Origin of the sequence: Paraburkholderia nodosa DSM 21604 (genome assembly GCF_000519185.1) — a bacterium.
GTDB classification, from domain to species: domain Bacteria; phylum Pseudomonadota; class Gammaproteobacteria; order Burkholderiales; family Burkholderiaceae; genus Paraburkholderia; species Paraburkholderia nodosa.
On record NZ_JAFA01000002.1, the window covers coordinates 137,498 to 154,087 of the forward strand.

Sequence of the window (16,590 nt, forward strand, 5' to 3'; positions counted from 1 at the left end):
TTACTTTTGTTTTCCGTTTGCAAGAGACTTGGATTGGGAAGTCAAGATGGACAGATTACGCGAGATGGAGGTTTTTGTAGCCATCGTCGAACGCGGCAGCTTCAGCGCCGCATCCGAAAAATTCGGCTTGTCGCGAGCGGCGGTTTCGCGGGCGGTCAACTCGCTCGAAACGCGCCTGGGCGCCCAGTTGCTCGCGCGCACGACACGCTCGGTCCGGCCCACGGACGCGGGCGTCGCTTACCTCGAGGCCTGCCGCAAGCTGCTCGACGGCATCACCGACGCGGAGTCGCATATCGCCGTGGATCCCGCCAACCCGGTGGGCACGCTCACGATTACGGCGCCGGTCCAACTCGGCCAGCGCTTCATCGCCCCGCTCGTCAACGCCTACACGCTGCGCTATCCCGACGTCAGCGTGAACGCCGTTTACCTCGATCGTCCCACGCGCCTGCTCGAAGAAGGCGTGGATATCGCCATACGCATTGGCCATCTCGAAGATTCGTCGACTTTCGCGGTGCGCCTGGGATCCGTGCGGCGACAAACCTTTGCGTCACCCACTTATCTCGCCGGGCATGGAGAGCCCATGCATCCGCGAGACCTGGTCGGCCACCACTGCGTTTCCTTTACCGGCGTTTCCCAACCGTTCGAGTGGATGTTTTACGAAAATAACGCGAAGATTCCTGTACGGCTGCAGCCGCGCCTGATCGTCAATCTGGCGCCCGCCGCCATTTCGGCTGCGGAAGACGGCGTGGGTATCACGCAGTTGCTGTCTTACCAGGCCGCAACCGAAGTGTCCTCCGGAAATCTGGTGCCCATTTTGCGCGCATACGAGCCCGAATCGGCGCCGGTCAACCTGCTTCATGTCGAACGGCGCGGAACGAGCGGAAAGATTCGGTCCTTCGTCGAGTTCGTGACCGAAACGCTGCGAAACAATGCGTATCTTCAATGCGCGAGCGGCTTGACGACCGAAGGCGAATGTACGCCCGGTCCAGGCAAGCGCGAACTCGCAAGGCATGCCGCTGCGCCTGCACAATATCTGCAGCCGCTGATTCATTCACTCGACAACTGAGGAAATCTGAGCCGCTATGCGAAGTTCGCGGTAGGCGCTCACGAGCGCGTCGAGGCTGAATGCGCGATTCAGGCCGCTCGGGTTCGGCAGGACCCATGCACACGCGCCGCCGAACTGGCTGGACTGCAAACCCCACTGGATATCCCGCTTGCCGGACATTTCGGCAAGCGCCATCTTGCCAAGAAAGGCGATAAACCGTGGCGCGTAGTGTTGAACCTTCCGTTCGAATTGCGCCGCAGCAGCCTGAATCTCCGCTCTCGACAATTCGTCCGCGCGTGCCGTCGCGCGCGAGACCGCCGTAGTCAGACCAAAGCCATGCTGCAGCAACTCACGGTCGTTCTCGGGGCGAAATTCTTCCGGCGTAAAGCCGGCGCGATGGAGCACTCGCCAGAACCGGTTCCCTCTGCCATCGAAGTGGTGCCCCGTGGCCGCCGCACGCATGCCCGGATTGATCCCGCAAAACAATATCGACAGACCGGGCTCGATGATATCGGGAAGACATGGCGCGGAATTGGCGTTCGCCAGTTCCACCAGGGAATCGCCGCTACGCACTCGCCTCCCCGCGGAATCGCAGGCGATATTGTTTTGGCGTGACGTTCAGGCGCCGCGAGAACGTCGTGCGCATATGCGTGGCGCTATGAAAGCCGCATTTGAATGCGACCGTCTTGAGCGGTGCATCCGTGTCCTCCAGCAGCTTTCTCGCCGTGTCGACGCGAACCTGCTCGACGAATACGGAGGGCGTGACCTTTGCGTTTTTGGCGAATATGCGCGACAAGGTGCGGCGGCTCACGGCAGCCGCGCTCGCCAGCGCCTCGATCGAAAGCGTATCGGTGATATGTTCGCTCACGTAGCGATACACCTTGCTCAGTATGGGGTCCTCGTCCTTACCGGCGCCGATATACGGGCTGTACTGAGACTGCCCGCCTTCGCGCTGGATATACACCACCAGCCGCTTCGCGACCCGCACCGCCAGTTCGTGTCCCCAGTCTTCCGTCACCAGCGCGAGGCACAGATCGATGCCCGCGGTCACGCCCGCCGACGTGAACAGCCGCCCGTCGCGAACGAAAATCCGGTCCGGCTGCACATTGGCGTGCGGGAATTCATTGGAGAGACGGCCGGCATCCGACCAGTGAGTCGTCACGTCCTTGCCATCGAGCAGCCCCGCATGAGCGAGCACGAATGCGCCGTTGCATACCGAACCAAAGCGGCTTGCACTGCGCGCCTGATTTTGCAGCCAGGCCAGAAACGCATTCGACGGATGCAGGTCGGGCAACTGCGGCCCACCGGCTACGAGGAGCAAGTCCCATTGCACGTCGCTGTCGGCATAGCCAAGCGAGACCGCCAGTTGCATGCCGTTCGAGCAGGTCACGGCGCCCGCCTCGCGCCCGACGAGTGTCACCTCGTAGCGCTGATGCTCGGAGAGGAACGTGTTCGCCTCGGCGAACACATCGAGTGGGCCTGCAACATCTAGCGCCTGCACACCATCGAATACAACAATGGCGACTTTCATGCCGTGACCTTCAGTGGAGGTGTCCCAACCAGGACCGTGGCGCAGCTTAACGCATCGTCGTTAGCTGGTGCAGTCTGTCCCCGGAAAAAGTATTTTGCGTCGGTGTAACAAATCGGCAGCGTGGCCCAAAACGTCCACTAGTTGGCAGGCGGCGGCACCACGCGCGCATTTCGCCCGCTGCCCCGCATCACTAGACTGTGTTCACGACTGCGGCAGGGCAAACAACCCGGGCGGACCCGAAGGCGTTATCGCCATCACTCCACGTGTTGCGCCCGACATTGGACCGCACACCGACCAAAGGCAGAATCATCATGTTGAAAGAACGTCAGAGCTCTTTCCTCTTCGGGGGCAACGCCCCTTACGTCGAAGAGCAATATGAAACTTACCTGGCTGACCCGGATGCGGTCACCAGTGAATGGCGGGCGTGGTTCGATGCACTGCGCGAAACGCCCGCTATCGACGGCAGCGATCGCGACGACGAGCCGCACGCCCCCGTCATTTCCAGCTTTGTCGAGCTTGCCAAGCGGCCGCCGCGCATGATCGTCCAGGCCGATACCGCGCTTGCCAACGACTCCGGCCTTGGCCTCGCGCGCAAGCAGGTCGCGGTACAGTCGCTGATCGCCGCGTTCCGCATGATCGGCACGCGCACGGCCGATCTCGATCCGCTGATGTGGACGCCGCCACGCGCCTACGCCGAGTTGACGCCAGCCTATTACGGCCTGACGGCCGCGGACATGGCGACCACATTCAGCACCGCCGACACATTCCTGTTCGACGACGACGCCACGCTGCAAGCGCTCGTCGCGGCGCTGGAGCAAACCTACACGGGCACGCTCGGCGCCGAATTCATGCATCTTACCGACGCCGGGCAGCGGCGCTGGTGGCAGATGCAGCTCGAATCCACGCGAGCCAGACCGTCGCTGCAGGCCGCGGAACAACGCCGGCTGCTGGAACGCCTGAGCGCGGCGGAAGGCCTCGAGAAATACCTTAACGCACGCTACGTCGGGCAGACGCGCTTCTCGCTCGAAGGCGCGGAGTCGCTGATTCCGATGCTCGACGAAGTCGTCCGCTACGGGGCTTCGAAAAAATTGCGCGCGGTGGTGATGGGCATGGCGCACCGCGGACGCCTGAACGTTCTGGCGAATATCGTCGGTAAGCCGTTGCGTGCGCTGTTCGACGAGTTCGATGGCAAGGATCCCGAACGACTTACTGCAGGCGACGTGAAGTATCACAAGGGCTTTACGAGTTCGGTCGATACGCCCGAGGGACCGGTCGAAGTGATGCTCGCGTTCAACCCGTCGCATCTGGAAATCGTCAATCCGGTCGTGCAAGGCATGGCGCGCGCCAAGGGCGAGGTCCTGGGCAGCGCCGACGGGGTCGAGGTTCTGCCGGTCGAGATCCACGGCGACGCGGCGATGTCCGGCCAGGGTGTCGTGATGGAAACCTTGAGCCTCTCCTATACGCGCGGCCACGGCACGGGCGGCACCCTTCATATCGTCGTCAACAATCAGATCGGCTTCACGACGTCCGATCCGCGCGACACGCGTTCGTCGTTCTACACCACCGACGTCGCGAAGATGATCGAGGCGCCGATCCTGCATGTGAATGGCGACGACCCCGAAGCCGTCGCGATGGCGGTGCGCCTTGCCCTCGACTATCGCACCGCGTTCAAACGGAGCGTGGTCATCGATCTCGTGTGCTTCCGCAAATTCGGGCACCAGGAACAAGACACACCGGGCATCACGCAGCCGCTGATGTATCGCGCGATCGCCAGTCATCCCGGCGTGAGAACCCGCTACGCGCAGAAGCTGATCCAGCAAGGCGTGTTGACGGCCGAAGAAGCAGAGGGCTACGTCAGCGCGCGGCGTGAACTGCTCAAGCGTGCGAATGAAACCGACGGCTCCGACGCGGCCTCTTCACGCGAGGAAGCGGCGAGCCCGGCTTCTCACCCCACCCCTTCGACGGAAACGCTGCGCCGTCTCGCGCATCAGATTTCGACCGTTCCTGAAGGCCTTGCGCTCCATCCGCTCGTCAAGAGAATGATGACCGGGCGCCAGGAAATGGCCTCGGGAACACGGCCGCTCGACTGGGGCATGGGCGAGCATCTGGCATTCGCTTCGCTGCTCGGCGCGGGGGTCAGCGTTCGACTGAGCGGGCAGGATAGCGCGCGCGGGACGTTCAATCATCGTCACGCCGTGTTGCACGATCAAACGCGCATGAACCGGCCGGATGGCGTTTATATTCCGCTCGATCATGTCGGTGTTGCGAGTGGCAACGCGCAGGGCCGCTTTAGCGTGACGAACTCCATCCTCTCCGAAGTGGCGGTGCTCGCGTTCGAGTACGGCTATACGACGGTGAACCGCGATGCGCTGGTGATCTGGGAGGCGCAATTCGGTGACTTCGCAAACGGCGCGCAGGTGGTGATCGACCAGTTCATCGCAGCGGCCGCCGCCAAGTGGGGGCAACGCAGCGGCCTGACGCTCTTCCTTCCTCACGGGCAGGAAGGCGCGGGACCCGAGCACGCATCGGCGAGGCTCGAACGCTATCTGCAGCTGAGCGCGCAGGACAACATGCGCGTCGCCCAGCCGACCACGCCCGCGCAGCTGTTCCATCTGCTGCGCAGGCAGGCGCTCGCCTCCGATCGCCGCCCGCTTGTCGTCATGACGCCCAAGTCGCTGTTGCGGCATCCGGAAGCGGTCAGCACGTTCGAGGAGTTGAGCGAGGGCGCATTCCGCGAAGTTCTGCCGGATACGCAGGTCGAGGCGTCGCGGGCATCCAGCGTCGAGCGCGTGATCGTGGCCACGGGCAAGGTGTACTTCGAATTGCTCGAGCATCGCCGCGCGAACGCGGCCGACACGCCGATCATCCGCGTCGAACAGCTTTATCCGTTTCCCGCAAAACAGTTGGCCGCCGAACTCGCGCGCTATCCCAACCTGAAGACCGTCGTCTGGTGTCAGGAGGAGTCGCGCAACCAGGGTGCATGGAGTTTCGTCGACCCGCAGTTGCGCGACCTCCTGCCAACGGGTGCGAAGCTGCTCTACGCCGGTCCTGACGCCGGCGCATCGACCGCGCCGGGCTACCATTCGGCGCACGTCGCGCGGCAATCCGCGCTGGTCGAGCAGGCGTTCATGGGGTAACCGCGCATGCGTGTCGCGATGATGCTCTATGCGGGTTTTCAACTGCTTGAGGTGAGCGGCCCGATGGATGTGTTTCATGCAGCGAATCGCCTGTATGGCGGCGCGTTTTATGAACCGCACCTCGTCGGGACCTCGCCTGGGCCCGTGCTGTGCTCCAACGGCACGGCGGTGGGCACCACGGAATGCCTGGTCGAAACGAGCACGCCGTTCGACGTCGTGGTGGTGCCCGGATCTCCCGTGGTCAGTTCGGCGCGAGAGCATCGCGAACTCGTCACGTGGCTCGGCGACGCCAGGGCCGCCACGCGCAGGCTGGCCTGCATTTCCAATGGCGCGTTCCTGCTGGCGCGCGCCGGCGTTGCCGACCGCCGCTGGCTGACCACGCATTGGCGCGACGCTCACCGCCTCGCGGCCGAATATCCACGGGTGCACGTCATGTCCAATCCCGGCTGCCTGAAGGATGGCAACCTCTATTCGTCGGGCGGCGCAAGCGCCGGCATTCACCTGGCGCTGTCGATCGTGCGGGAAGACCTTGGGCAAGGTGCCGCGGGAACCATCGCCAGAACGCTGTTGATGCAGCCGCGTTGAAGCACGGCTTGCACGCGCAAGGAACGCCATGATAGACGCGAACCGGATTCACAAGGCACTCGCCAATCCCCTGCGGCGCGACATCCTCGCGTGGCTGAAGGTGCCCGCCGATGCCTTTCCAGAGGGCCATGTCGATCTGGGTCGCGGCGTCCCCGCACACGCCATCCAGGCACGCAGCGGGCTCTCGCAGTCCACCGTATCGGCGCATCTTGCCGTCCTGGTCGAAGCGCGACTGCTCGTCTCGACGCGAGTCGGACAATGGATGTTTCTCTCACGTAACGAAGAAGTGATACGGACATTTGCCGAACAGATTTCCCTGCATTTATAGGAGAATCTGGCGTGGCGCGAGTTTGCGTCGTAGCTGCGTGCGAGACAGATCTATCCGTGGAAGACGCGTAATGGACAAGCTGGACATGATGCGGATTTTCGTCCGCATAGCGGAAGAAGGAAGCTTTACGGGTGCGGCCTCGCGCCTGGATATTCAAACCGCCAATGCGTCGCGGGCGGTCTCGCAACTCGAGTCGCAATTGCGCACGCGCCTGCTGCATCGGAGTACGCGGCGGCTCTCGCTAACCGAGGCGGGCCAGCGCTATCTGGAGCGATGCGAGCGGATCCTCGCGTGTGTCGACGAGGCCGAGGCAGAGGCGGCCAATGCGCAGGTCAATCCCTCCGGGCGGCTGCGCATTCATGCGTCGCCGAGCTTCGGCCAGGCCTATGTGGTCCCGGCGCTCGTGCGCTATCGCGAGCGGTATCCCGCGGTATCGATCGAATTGACGTTGTCGCAGCACACGCCCGATATCATCGAGGCCGGCTACGACGTGATGTTTCAATTGAGTACGACAGGGTTGCCGGACTCGCGGCTCGTGTCGCACCGGCTCGGCGATGTCCATAACGTGCTGTGTGCGGCACCCGCCTATCTGGATACCCACGGCGTGCCGCGCACGGTGCAGGACCTGGAGGCTCACACGTGCCTGCAGTTCGTCACGACGTTCTTTCCGCGCGATCGCTGGCATCTGCACGGCCCCAACGGCCGGGAGACGGTGGCGTTCCCGAAGGCGCCCGTCGAGATCAATCTTCCCGATGCGCTCAGCGTCGCCCTTCGCGAAGGCGTGGGCATCGGCGCGCTGCCGATGTCGACGGCGCTGGCCATGCTCGATAGCGGCGCGCTGGTGCGTGTATTGCCGCAATATCGTCTGCAGAGGCTCTCCGCCTACGCGGTGCATGCCTCGCGCAAGTACCTCGACGCCAAGATCAAGACGTTCATGGATGACCTGCGCGAGGCGGTGCCCAAAGCGCTTGCTGCGGATGCGCAAGCGCTTTGCCGGGCCGCCGCCAGACTCGCTTAGCCCGCGGTTCCCTTATGATCGCGCGCCGCCACACGTTGCGGCGTGGGTTGTGACGCAGTCGCAGGGGCCGCCACTTCGTTCTGCTTGATGATCTTTTCGATCTCGCCGTCGGCTTGCGCGTCGTACTGTGCGAAGACATCGGTGCGATAGCGCGTATTTTGCGCCGCGCCGAGCTGCGACCCCGAGTCGTCGCGCGTATCGGCATCCACCGTCATCGAGAGGCCGATGCGCAACGGACGCGCCGCGAGTTCGCGTGGATCGAGCGCGATGCGCACCGGCAGGCGCTGCACGATCTTGATCCAGTTGCCCGTGGCGTTCTGCGCCGGCAGTGTCGCGAAGGCGCTGCCCGTGCCCGCCGAAAAGCCTTCGATGCGGCCGTGATACTTCACGCTCGAGCCGTAGACATCGGCAGTGAGCGTCACCGGCTGACCAATGCGCATGTGCTTCAGCTGCACTTCCTTGAAGTTCGCGTCCACCCACACGCCGTTGAGCGGCACGATCGCCATGAGCGGCGTGCCGGGCGCCACGCGCTCGCCCACCTGCACCTGGCGCTGCGCCACATAACCCGTCACCGGCGCGGGCAAGGTATCGCGCGCATACGCGAGCCATGCCGCGCGCACTTTCGAGGCGGCCGCCTGCACGTCCGGATGCTGTTCGACCGACGTGCGATCGGTCAGCGCGTGATTCGCCGCCCCCTGCTGGCGTGCGGCGTCGAGCGCGGCCTGTGCGGCCTGCACGGCGTCGCGCGCGTGGGCAATGTCTTCGGCGGAAACGGCGCCCGAGTCCGCCACCGCGGCTCGGCGGCGCAGATCGTCGTTGGCGCGCGCCAGGTCCGATTCGCGTTGCGCCACGTTCGCCGCATAGAAGTCGTTGTTGACATAGAGGCCGCTCACGCGGCGCACGGTTTGGCCGAGCGACGCTTCGGCGTCGGCCAGCGCGATTCTTGCGTCGGCCGGATCGAGCGTCACGACCGGGTCGCCCGCCTTCACGATCTGCGTGTCGTCGGTGTTGACGGCGACCACCGTACCCGTGACCTGCGGCGTGAGCTGCACGAGATTGCCGCTCACGTAGGCGTCGTCGGTCGATTCATGAAAGCGGCCTTCCGTGAAGTAGTACGCGCCATAGGCCGCGCCCGCGATCAAGGTGACGGCGCCGAGCAGCGCGATCAGGCGCTTGCGGCGGCCCGGGGGCGTGGCTTGCTGGTCATTGTTGGCCGGGGCCGCTTGCGCGCCGTTTTTTTTCTCGTCGCGTTGATCCACCGGCTCGCGGTCGGTCGTGATCGTTTCGCTCATTTCAGTTCTCCTGACGGGTTTGCAAACATGCCGTTCAACGCGCGGCGGCAATGACGGAATTGGCTTGAGGGTTGGGTTGGGCGGCAGCGTCCGCGTGGTGGCCGGTATCGGCCGAGGTGTCGACATAGCCGCCACCCAGGTCCGAAGCCAGCGCGATCTGCTCGTCGCGGCGATCCATCTTCAGGTTGGCGATGGCTTCGTCGGCGTTCAGTGCCGTGACGTCGGCGTTGAGCACCGTGAGCTGATTGGTCAGGCCGCCCTTGTATTGCGTGATCGCGAGCTGGTCGGCGTCGCGTGCCGCCTGCTGCGCGGTTTGCGCATCGACGAGCTGCGCATCGCTCGAATGGATCTGCGCGAGCTGCGTGGCCACGCCGCTGAGCGCGCCAATGAGCGTCTGGTCGTAAGCGGCCACCGCGTAGTCGAACTCGGCGTAGCGGCCCTTCAACTGCGCACGCAGCTCGCCGCCGTCGAAGATCGGCAGGTGGACCGCGGGGCCCACCGAGGCCGTGCGGCTCGCGGCGGTCAGGAAGCGGCCGAAGCCGAACGCGTCGAGACCGAGCGCGGCGCTCAGGTTGATGTCCGGATAGAACTCGGCCTTTGCTTCCTTCACTTCGTGCGTAATCGCGTCCACGCGCCAGCGCGCCGCAACGATATCCGGGCGCCGGCTCACGAGGTCGGCGGGCAGGTTGTCCGGCAAACGCACCTCGTCGCCCACGCCCAGCGTCGGCCGCGTGATCGCGAGCCCGCGGTCGGGGCCCTTGCCCATCAGCGCGGCCAGCTGGTAGCGCGTCGTGAGAATGCTGCCGTCGAGCGCGCTCACCCGCGAGCGGCTGGTCGCCAGGTTCGCCTGCGCGGTCTTGCGCTCCACCTGCGTGTCGAGGCCCGTGGCAATACGGCCCGCGGTGATGCGGTCGATCTGCTCGCGGCGCGTGACTTCTTCCTGCGCGATGTCGCGCAATGCATAGAGCCGCGCCAGTTGGTTGTAGGTGCGTGCGATCGAAGTATCCAGCGTGAGCTTGACCACTTCCTCGTCGGCCTCGCTCGCGGCCGTCTCCGAAACGGCTGCCCGCAGCGCCTCGCGATTCTTGCCCCACAGGTCGAGATCGTAGGAAGCGGTGAGCAAGCCCTTGTTTTCGGTCTGCCACGAGCCGGCGTACGGCGGCGGAATCAGCGCCGTGCTGCTGTACTGCTGGCGCGTGAGCGTATAGCTGGCGTCCACGCGCGGCAGCGTGCCCGCCTTCGCGGTTTCGCTATAGGCCTGCGCCTGGGCCACGCGCGCCTTGGCCTGCTCGACACTCGGGCTGCCCTGCAGCGCTTCGGCAATCAGCGCCTTCAGCTGCGCGTCGCCGAACTGGTCGACCCAATCGGCGGACGGCCAGTGCCCCTGTTCTTGCGGCAGGCTCTGCGCCGTCTCGTACTGTTGCGGCTGGGCCATCTGCTTGTCGCTGTGGATGCCCGCGTAGTTGGCGCAAGCCGCCAGCGTGGCCATTGCAATCGCCGACACGCCCAGCTTCAGCGTACGGGTACCGATGCTTGCTTTATAAGTCTGAGATTTCATTTTCTGACATATCAGATTAATGGTCGAAAAAAAGCGCGGCACCACGGCCGCACCGTTCAGTCGTCTGTGAACTTGCGAAGCAGGCGGTTCAGTTCGGCAAACTCCGCCTTGGTGAACTTGCGCAGGCGTGCGTTCAACACGTGCGGCGCGACTTCCGGAATCTGGTCCGCCGTTTCCAGTCCCTTTGCCGTGAGGTTCAGATTGACCACACGACGGTCGTCTGCGTCGCGCGAACGCTCGAGCAGACCCTTGGTTTCCAGCTTGTCCAGCATCCGCGTCATGAGGCCCGTATCGATGCCGAGCAGCTTCGACAGTTCGAACGGTGTGGTCGCCACACCCTGCTTCACCGAAAGCAGAATGCCCATTTGCTGGCCCGTGATGTCGAGGTCCTTGAGCGCCGCGTCCATCTCCGCGACGACCAGATTGCGCGCCTTGACGATTCTGAAGCCGACACTTTCCGTGAGCATGAAATTTCTCGTCGTGTAGTGGTCCATCGCGACATCCTCCGTGTTGAACAGCACAATATCTGCATTATCAGATACTGTCAAGAAAAACACGCGAGCTTTGCCTTCAGGTTTGCCGTCTGAACCGGGTTCAACTGCTGAATTCAGTGTCCGCCAGCGCCTGCCGCGCCCGCGCCACCGCCCTTGACCGGCCGCGTCACCCAGATCAGCGGGATGATGACGACGAAGATCACCGCCGAAATCCAGAAGATGTCGTTCAACCCCAGCATGGTGGCTTGCGCGTTGAGCGAGGCTTCGTAAAAGGCCGTGGCCTTGGGAATGCCGCCACCCAGCGTCGCATGCAGGTGCGCGATGGCGCCGGTGAACGCCGGATTCTCCACGCTCGTCTGCTCCGCGAGCCGGGCGTGATGGAGGATCGTGCGGTCGTTCCAGGCGTTGCTCATGAGCGACGTGCCCACGGCGCCGGCGAAAATGCGCGCGAAGTTGGACAGGCCCGCGGCCGCCGGAATCTCGTCGGGCCGCAGACCCGACAGGATGATGCCGGTGAGCGGCGTGAAGAACAGCGCCGTGGGAATGCCTTGCAGCAGCGTCGGCAAAATCAGCGTCCAGGCGTCCACGCCGGTCGTGTAGTTCGAGCGCATGAAGAACACGGCGGCGAAGCCAACGAACGCGAGGGTGGCGAGCACCCGCAGGTCGGAGCGCGGCATGAGCTTGCCCATCACGGGGGCGAGGATCACGGCGAAGATCCCCAGCGGCGCGGTGACGAGCCCCGCATCTACCGCGCGGTAGCCGAGAAAGCCCTGGATCCACTGCGGCAGGATCACGAGGTTTGCAAAGAAGATCGCATACGCGACCGAAATCGCAATCGTGCCGCCGAGGAAGTTGCGTTGGGCGAACAGCCGCAGGTTGACGATCGGCTTTTCCTCAGTCAATTCCCAGATCAGGAAGAACACGAAGCTGACCGCGGCGACGATCGTGAGCACCCAGATGACCGGCGAGCTGAACCAGTCGAGGTCCTTGCCCTTGTCGAGCATGATCTGCAGCGGCGCGACCCACGCGATGAGCGAAATCAGCCCGACCTTGTCGATGGGCAGTTTGCGTGCCGGCGTCTCGCGGTCGCGGTAGATCGCCCAGATCGCGCCGGCCGCGAACAGACCGACCGGCACGTTGATATAGAAGATCCACGACCAGCTGTAGCTGTCGGTGATCCAGCCGCCGAGCGCCGGACCCGCGATTGGTCCGACGGTTGCGGTCATCGCCCACAGCGCCAGCGCATTCGAACTCTTTTCCTTGGGGAAGGAGGCGAGCAGCAAGGCTTGCGACAACGGCACCAGCGGCCCCGCCACGGCGCCCTGAACGATACGGGCCACCAGCAGCGTCAGCAGGTTCGGCGCCAGACCGCAGGCTGCCGACGAGAGCACGAACAGCAGGATCGCCCAGACGAACAGCTTGACCTGGCCCACGCGCTGCGTCAGCCACCCGGTCAACGGAATGGACACCGCATTGGCCGCGGCAAACAGCGTGATGACCCACGTGCCTTCGTCGATCGACACGCCGAGGTTGCCGGAGAGCGTGGGAATCGCGACGTTTGCAATCGACGAATCCAGCACGTTCATAAAAGTAGCGAGCGCCACGGCGAAGGTGCCGAGCGCGAACTTCGCGCCAGTCAGCTGGGGTAGCCCGCCTGGGTTGGTCGATGGATTCATGTTAGGTTCTCTCGTCTGGATGCGAATGTCCCGTCAAGCACGGGCCGTTATCTGACATGTCTGATAATTGGGCAAAAAAAGGCCGCCCTAGCCATGGAGCAGTCTGGAAAGCAGTGTGCTCAAGGCGTCGAAGTCGGACCTCGAGAAGTGCGAGAGCCGCTCGCTCCAGGCGCCAGGCGCTACGTCTGCGTTGCGGGCCGCGACCGAGTGGCCCTCGCGCGTCAGCGAGACGTCCACGAGGCGCCGGTCCGTGCCATTGCGCGCGCGCTCCACGAGCCCGCTGGTTTCGAGCTTGTCCAGCACGCGGGTCATCCGGGCGGGGTGGACGCCAAGCAGCTTCGCCAATGCCGCCGGCGTTTTCGCGCTCCCGCCGGCCAGCGTCAGCAGAATGCCGCGCTCCTGCAGGTTCAGCCCGGCGTCCTTGAGCCCTGCCCTGAGTTCAGTGGCCATCAGGTGGTGCGCCTGACCGAGCACGAACACCAGCTTCTGCGTGCGCTCGAAATCTTCATTGACGGGATCGTTCATCGATTGCCCTCCTCGATATCTGATGCGGAATATATCTGACATTGCAGATGTGTGCAAGGAAGTTTCCGCGGCCACAGAGAGACGCGCCGACGCCTCGATCCAGCGCCGGAGCGCCCTTCAGCAGGCGACGCGATACACCATGTAAAAAGTGATGTGAACAGCAAGCGATAATCGACGTCGTTGCTGGCAGCTATATTGTTTCGGCAGAGACTGGATCCGTGAGGTACGGAAGTCCGGAGCAATGCACTCTTTTTTCAGGAGAATCGAAGCATGACTGACAAACCGCTTACGCTGGGCATCGATCATGTCGGGCTGACCGTGCGCGACCTGAACCTCACCCGTGACTTCTTCGTGAATTGTCTGGGCTGGAAGCAGGTTGGCGAGCGACCCAGTTATCCGGCTGCGTTCGTTTCGGACGGACACGTCATGTTGACCCTCTGGCAAGTGACCGATCCGGGCCGCCTGGTCGAGTTTGACCGCAAGACCCATGTGGGCCTGCATCATCTTGCCTTGCGCGTAGGCAGCGAAGAAGCACTCAACGATATCTTCTCGCGCGTGTCCGCCTGGCCGGGCGTGACAATCGAGTTTGCGCCGGAGAACCTGGGCCCGGGGCCGAAACGCCACACCATGGTGTACGAGCCGGGCGGGATCAGGCTCGAATTCGACCACGATCCGCGCACGCAGGCCTCCTGAGCCTCGCAGCAAGCCGCACGTGAGCCCACACGCGGCCATGCCGGTCCCATTTAGTCAGTTATCCAAAGTGAAACGGGCGTCATTGGCCTGGCCTGTTTCGCCGCGCGTCATCGCGCCCAACTCGCTCTCATTTGTTCCTGTGACTCACAACTGTTTGTCCGCGTCCTGTATTCAAACCGGGGGCATGGATGCGTAAATTGGTCGTCATCGGAGCAGCAAACCCGATCAAAAACAGAGTCCAACTTACTTCGAGGTTCATATGAGTCAATCCCCCAAAGTCGTCGTGATCACTGGCGCATCGCAAGGCATCGGCGCCGAAGCGGCCAGGGCATTCCGCGCACTCGGCCACAAGGTGGTCGCGACGTCGCGCAACATCAAACAGACTGACGATAGCGATCTCGTCGCAGTGGCCGGCGATATCGCCGACCCGGCCACGGCTCGCCGTGTCATCGAAACGGCCGTCTCGCGCTTTGGCCGCGTCGATACGCTCGTCAACAACGCGGGCATTTTCATCGCGAAGCCGTTCACGCAATACACCGCGGAAGACTACGCGGCGATCAAGGGCACCAACCTCGACGGTTTCTTCCACATCACGCAACTCGCGATTGCGGAGATGGAAAAGCACCAGAGCGGCCACGTCGTCACGATCACGACGACGCTCGTCGATCACGCGATCGACGGCGTGCCGTCGGTGCTGGCCTCGCTGAGCAAGGGCGGTCTCGCCGCCGCCACGCGCTCGCTGGCGATCGAGTATGCGAAGCGCGGCATTCGCGCCAACGCGGTATCGCCTGGCATCATCAAGTCGCCGATGCACGCGCCCGAAACCCACGCCGCGCTCGGCGCGCTGCATCCGATGGGGCATATGGGCGAGATGAGCGACATCGTGAACGCCATCCTTTATCTCGACTCGGCGCCCTTCGTGACGGGCGAAATCCTCCACGTCGACGGCGGCCAGGTCGCCGGCCACTAAGGCCCGCTGCGCACTACCGGGCCCCACCGGGCCGACGAGGAGCGCCGCTCGCCGGCGCTCCCTGCAACGATCACCATCAAGGAAAGCGATATGCCGATCGTCACAATTCAGGTTACACGCGAGGGCACACGGCCCGGCGCGGATTCCGTCACGGCGGAAGAAAAGGCCCAGCTAATCAAGGGCGTGAGCCAGCTCATGCTCGACGTGCTGAACAAGCCGCTGGAGGCGACCTTCGTCGTCATCGAAGAAGTGCCAACGGAAAACTGGGGATGGGGCGGCCTGCCTACCGACGTCTATCGAAGACAGAAGGGACTCATCAAGTGAACGCGCGCGGCCCGCTCGAGAGCGGGCTTTTGCGCAATTGCACCGGTTGCATCGTGGCGCCATCAATCTTCATCTGAGGCCTCGCATGAACACGGACGAAGGACTTCGAACACGCTCGCGCAATCGCGCCGCGAACGCGGGCGCAGCGGCGGGCAACAAACACGCCTCGCGCCCGGACCCATGGGAGCAGACACTCCTGCTGCTCGACAGGCTGTGCGCGACGGAACCCCGCGCACAGACCCCGAGCCCCGCTGATCTCGCACCCGGCCCGCGCATCGCCGAGCCGCGCCGCTACGACGGAAGATGCCGCAAAAGCCGCAATATCCGCAAAGGGCGCGATGCGACAGGCGAGGCGCCCTGCGCGGCCGTCGTCACGCTCCTCGACCGCCTCTCCCCCCGAACCGTTGCGTTGCGCTGGTGCTCCGCCTCATGCCACTACGGCTATCAGATCTGGGTCTGCGCAAAGGCACGCCGGGCCGGCGTGTGCGCAGTGAGCGGCAAAGCGATCCTTCGCGGCGATATCATCTACCGGCCCTATACCCGCACGCCTGTCCTTCCCGTGAACGTGAACGCCATGATTCATCTTGCTGCTTTGGCTTGATGGCAGTTCAGTAGTCTGATTCGGCACGCCAGCGGCGTTGACCGGAATTCTCTGCAACCTGAAGTTGTGCAAACGCATTCAAGGAGAACTTCATGAAGATTCTGATGGTTTTGACTTCGCACGACGAACTGGGCAATACGGGACGCAAGACCGGGTTCTGGCTCGAGGAACTCGCCGCGCCGTACTACGTGTTCAAGGACGCCGGCGTGCAGATCGTGCTCGCGTCGCCCAAGGGCGGCAAACCTCCGCTAGATCCCAAGAGCAACGAGCCGGACTTTCAGACCGACCTGACACGTCGCTTCGAAGCCGACCCGGCCGCGTTGGCGGATCTGGGCAACACGGCGAAGCTCAAGGACGTCGCCCATGACGAATTCGACGCCGTCTTCTACCCCGGCGGCCACGGTCCGATGTGGGATCTCGCAGAAGACCCGGACTCCATCGGCCTGATCGAGCGCACGATCGCAGCCGGCAAGCCCGTCGATCTCGTCTGCCACGCGCCGGGGGTTCTGCGGCACGTGAAGGGTCCCGATGGCAAGCCGCTCGTCAACGGCAAGTCGGTCACGGGCTTTACGAATAGCGAAGAAGAAGCGGTTGGCCTGAGCAAGGTGGTCCCGTTCCTCGTTGAAGACGAACTCAAGGCGAAGGGCGGCAACTATTCGAAGGGCCCCGACTGGCAGCCGTATGTGCTCGAAGACGGGCTGCTGCTCACCGGCCAGAATCCCGCGTCGTCGGGGCCGGCCGCCAAGGCATTGCTGGAGATGTTGAGCAAGCGTCACTGAGTTCTGCCCTCGCGCCGGAAAATGGCGGCTGCCC

17 protein-coding genes are annotated in these 16,590 nt (G+C 63.8%); 10 read left to right on the forward strand and 7 right to left on the reverse strand.

Annotated features, from left to right (window positions below; translation table 11 throughout):
• Positions 1-46 precede the first annotated feature (46 nt).
• A complete protein-coding gene (locus tag A3CW_RS45050; RefSeq protein WP_081771502.1) occupies positions 47-1,066 on the forward strand; it encodes a LysR family transcriptional regulator in 1,020 nt (339 codons plus the stop codon).
• Here A3CW_RS45050 and mug read toward each other — a convergent pair.
• Together mug and A3CW_RS0103170 are read right to left on the reverse strand one after the other, a co-directional pair.
• On the reverse strand, positions 1,052-1,618 hold the full coding sequence (mug, locus tag A3CW_RS0103165) for a G/U mismatch-specific DNA glycosylase (RefSeq protein WP_051481191.1): 567 nt from the start codon (positions 1,616-1,618) through the stop codon (positions 1,052-1,054). The two genes, A3CW_RS45050 and mug, sit on opposite strands and share 15 nt — an antisense overlap.
• Positions 1,611-2,576 carry a GlxA family transcriptional regulator gene (locus A3CW_RS0103170; RefSeq protein WP_028202273.1) on the reverse strand — a complete coding sequence of 322 codons (966 nt, stop codon included), beginning with the start codon at positions 2,574-2,576 and terminating at the stop codon, positions 1,611-1,613. Before A3CW_RS0103170 ends, mug begins: the two co-directional genes overlap by 8 nt.
• Before the next feature lie 311 nt (positions 2,577-2,887).
• On the opposite strand from A3CW_RS0103170, the gene A3CW_RS0103175 reads away from it, so the two are divergent.
• The 4 genes from A3CW_RS0103175 (at position 2,888) to A3CW_RS0103190 (ending at position 7,644) form a co-directional block, all read left to right on the forward strand.
• Complete coding sequence (locus A3CW_RS0103175; RefSeq protein ID WP_028202274.1) at positions 2,888-5,713, forward strand: 2-oxoglutarate dehydrogenase E1 component; 2,826 nt, start codon at positions 2,888-2,890, stop codon at positions 5,711-5,713.
• Between the two features lie 6 nt (positions 5,714-5,719).
• Positions 5,720-6,298 carry a DJ-1/PfpI family protein gene (locus A3CW_RS0103180; RefSeq protein ID WP_028202275.1) on the forward strand — a complete coding sequence of 193 codons (579 nt, stop codon included), beginning with the start codon at positions 5,720-5,722 and terminating at the stop codon, positions 6,296-6,298.
• 28 nt (positions 6,299-6,326) lie between these two features.
• The gene (locus A3CW_RS0103185; RefSeq protein ID WP_028202276.1) at positions 6,327-6,626 is read left to right on the forward strand and encodes an ArsR/SmtB family transcription factor; all 300 of its coding nucleotides are present in this window, start codon (positions 6,327-6,329) and stop codon (positions 6,624-6,626) included.
• A 70-nt stretch (positions 6,627-6,696) separates the two neighbouring features.
• Positions 6,697-7,644 carry a LysR family transcriptional regulator gene (locus A3CW_RS0103190; protein WP_028202277.1) on the forward strand — a complete coding sequence of 316 codons (948 nt, stop codon included), beginning with the start codon at positions 6,697-6,699 and terminating at the stop codon, positions 7,642-7,644.
• On the opposite strand, the gene A3CW_RS0103195 is transcribed toward A3CW_RS0103190, so the two are convergent.
• From A3CW_RS0103195 to A3CW_RS0103215, 5 genes are all read right to left on the reverse strand, one after another.
• Complete coding sequence (locus A3CW_RS0103195) at positions 7,641-8,936, reverse strand: HlyD family efflux transporter periplasmic adaptor subunit (protein ID WP_028202278.1); 1,296 nt, start codon at positions 8,934-8,936, stop codon at positions 7,641-7,643. The two genes, A3CW_RS0103190 and A3CW_RS0103195, sit on opposite strands and share 4 nt — an antisense overlap.
• Positions 8,937-8,970: 34 nt before the next feature.
• A complete protein-coding gene (locus A3CW_RS0103200; protein ID WP_028202279.1) occupies positions 8,971-10,494 on the reverse strand; it encodes an efflux transporter outer membrane subunit in 1,524 nt (507 codons plus the stop codon).
• Positions 10,495-10,550: 56 nt separating this feature from the next.
• A complete protein-coding gene (locus tag A3CW_RS0103205) occupies positions 10,551-10,988 on the reverse strand; it encodes a MarR family winged helix-turn-helix transcriptional regulator (protein WP_028202280.1) in 438 nt (145 codons plus the stop codon).
• Between the two features lie 113 nt (positions 10,989-11,101).
• Positions 11,102-12,664 carry a DHA2 family efflux MFS transporter permease subunit gene (locus tag A3CW_RS0103210; RefSeq protein WP_028202281.1) on the reverse strand — a complete coding sequence of 521 codons (1,563 nt, stop codon included), beginning with the start codon at positions 12,662-12,664 and terminating at the stop codon, positions 11,102-11,104.
• Positions 12,665-12,751: 87 nt separating this feature from the next.
• Positions 12,752-13,189 carry a MarR family winged helix-turn-helix transcriptional regulator gene (locus A3CW_RS0103215; protein WP_028202282.1) on the reverse strand — a complete coding sequence of 146 codons (438 nt, stop codon included), beginning with the start codon at positions 13,187-13,189 and terminating at the stop codon, positions 12,752-12,754.
• 270 nt (positions 13,190-13,459) lie between these two features.
• Here A3CW_RS0103215 and A3CW_RS0103220 point away from each other — a divergent pair, with 270 nt between their 5' ends.
• The 5 genes from A3CW_RS0103220 to A3CW_RS0103240 all read left to right on the forward strand — a co-directional run bounded on the left by A3CW_RS0103220 (position 13,460) and on the right by A3CW_RS0103240 (position 16,556).
• Positions 13,460-13,882, forward strand: a complete 423-nt coding sequence (locus tag A3CW_RS0103220; RefSeq protein WP_028202283.1) for a VOC family protein — start codon at positions 13,460-13,462, stop codon at positions 13,880-13,882.
• 259 nt (positions 13,883-14,141) lie between these two features.
• Positions 14,142-14,852 (forward strand): SDR family NAD(P)-dependent oxidoreductase, encoded by a 711-nt coding sequence (locus A3CW_RS0103225; protein WP_028202284.1) that lies wholly within the window; start codon positions 14,142-14,144, stop codon positions 14,850-14,852.
• 90 nt (positions 14,853-14,942) lie between these two features.
• Entirely contained in the window at positions 14,943-15,176 is a 234-nt protein-coding gene (locus A3CW_RS0103230) for a tautomerase family protein (RefSeq protein WP_028202285.1), read from the forward strand.
• Positions 15,177-15,261: 85 nt separating this feature from the next.
• Positions 15,262-15,777 carry a DUF3331 domain-containing protein gene (locus A3CW_RS50065; protein ID WP_051481192.1) on the forward strand — a complete coding sequence of 172 codons (516 nt, stop codon included), beginning with the start codon at positions 15,262-15,264 and terminating at the stop codon, positions 15,775-15,777.
• Between the two features lie 92 nt (positions 15,778-15,869).
• Complete coding sequence (locus tag A3CW_RS0103240) at positions 15,870-16,556, forward strand: type 1 glutamine amidotransferase domain-containing protein (protein WP_028202286.1); 687 nt, start codon at positions 15,870-15,872, stop codon at positions 16,554-16,556.
• Positions 16,557-16,590 lie beyond the last annotated feature (34 nt).

Coding starts and splice junctions, on each gene's coding strand:
- A3CW_RS45050 (WP_081771502.1), top strand. CDS start 47: ATGGACAGATTACGCGAGATGGAGGTTTTTGTAGCCATCGTCGAACGC.
- A3CW_RS0103170 (WP_028202273.1), bottom strand. CDS start 2,576: ATGAAAGTCGCCATTGTTGTATTCGATGGTGTGCAGGCGCTAGATGTT.
- A3CW_RS0103175 (WP_028202274.1), top strand. CDS start 2,888: ATGTTGAAAGAACGTCAGAGCTCTTTCCTCTTCGGGGGCAACGCCCCT.
- A3CW_RS0103180 (WP_028202275.1), top strand. CDS start 5,720: ATGCGTGTCGCGATGATGCTCTATGCGGGTTTTCAACTGCTTGAGGTG.
- A3CW_RS0103185 (WP_028202276.1), top strand. CDS start 6,327: ATGATAGACGCGAACCGGATTCACAAGGCACTCGCCAATCCCCTGCGG.
- A3CW_RS0103190 (WP_028202277.1), top strand. CDS start 6,697: ATGGACAAGCTGGACATGATGCGGATTTTCGTCCGCATAGCGGAAGAA.
- A3CW_RS0103195 (WP_028202278.1), bottom strand. CDS start 8,936: ATGAGCGAAACGATCACGACCGACCGCGAGCCGGTGGATCAACGCGAC.
- A3CW_RS0103200 (WP_028202279.1), bottom strand. CDS start 10,494: ATGAAATCTCAGACTTATAAAGCAAGCATCGGTACCCGTACGCTGAAG.
- A3CW_RS0103205 (WP_028202280.1), bottom strand. CDS start 10,988: ATGGACCACTACACGACGAGAAATTTCATGCTCACGGAAAGTGTCGGC.
- A3CW_RS0103210 (WP_028202281.1), bottom strand. CDS start 12,664: ATGAATCCATCGACCAACCCAGGCGGGCTACCCCAGCTGACTGGCGCG.
- A3CW_RS0103215 (WP_028202282.1), bottom strand. CDS start 13,189: ATGAACGATCCCGTCAATGAAGATTTCGAGCGCACGCAGAAGCTGGTG.
- A3CW_RS0103220 (WP_028202283.1), top strand. CDS start 13,460: ATGACTGACAAACCGCTTACGCTGGGCATCGATCATGTCGGGCTGACC.
- A3CW_RS0103225 (WP_028202284.1), top strand. CDS start 14,142: ATGAGTCAATCCCCCAAAGTCGTCGTGATCACTGGCGCATCGCAAGGC.
- A3CW_RS0103230 (WP_028202285.1), top strand. CDS start 14,943: ATGCCGATCGTCACAATTCAGGTTACACGCGAGGGCACACGGCCCGGC.
- A3CW_RS50065 (WP_051481192.1), top strand. CDS start 15,262: ATGAACACGGACGAAGGACTTCGAACACGCTCGCGCAATCGCGCCGCG.
- A3CW_RS0103240 (WP_028202286.1), top strand. CDS start 15,870: ATGAAGATTCTGATGGTTTTGACTTCGCACGACGAACTGGGCAATACG.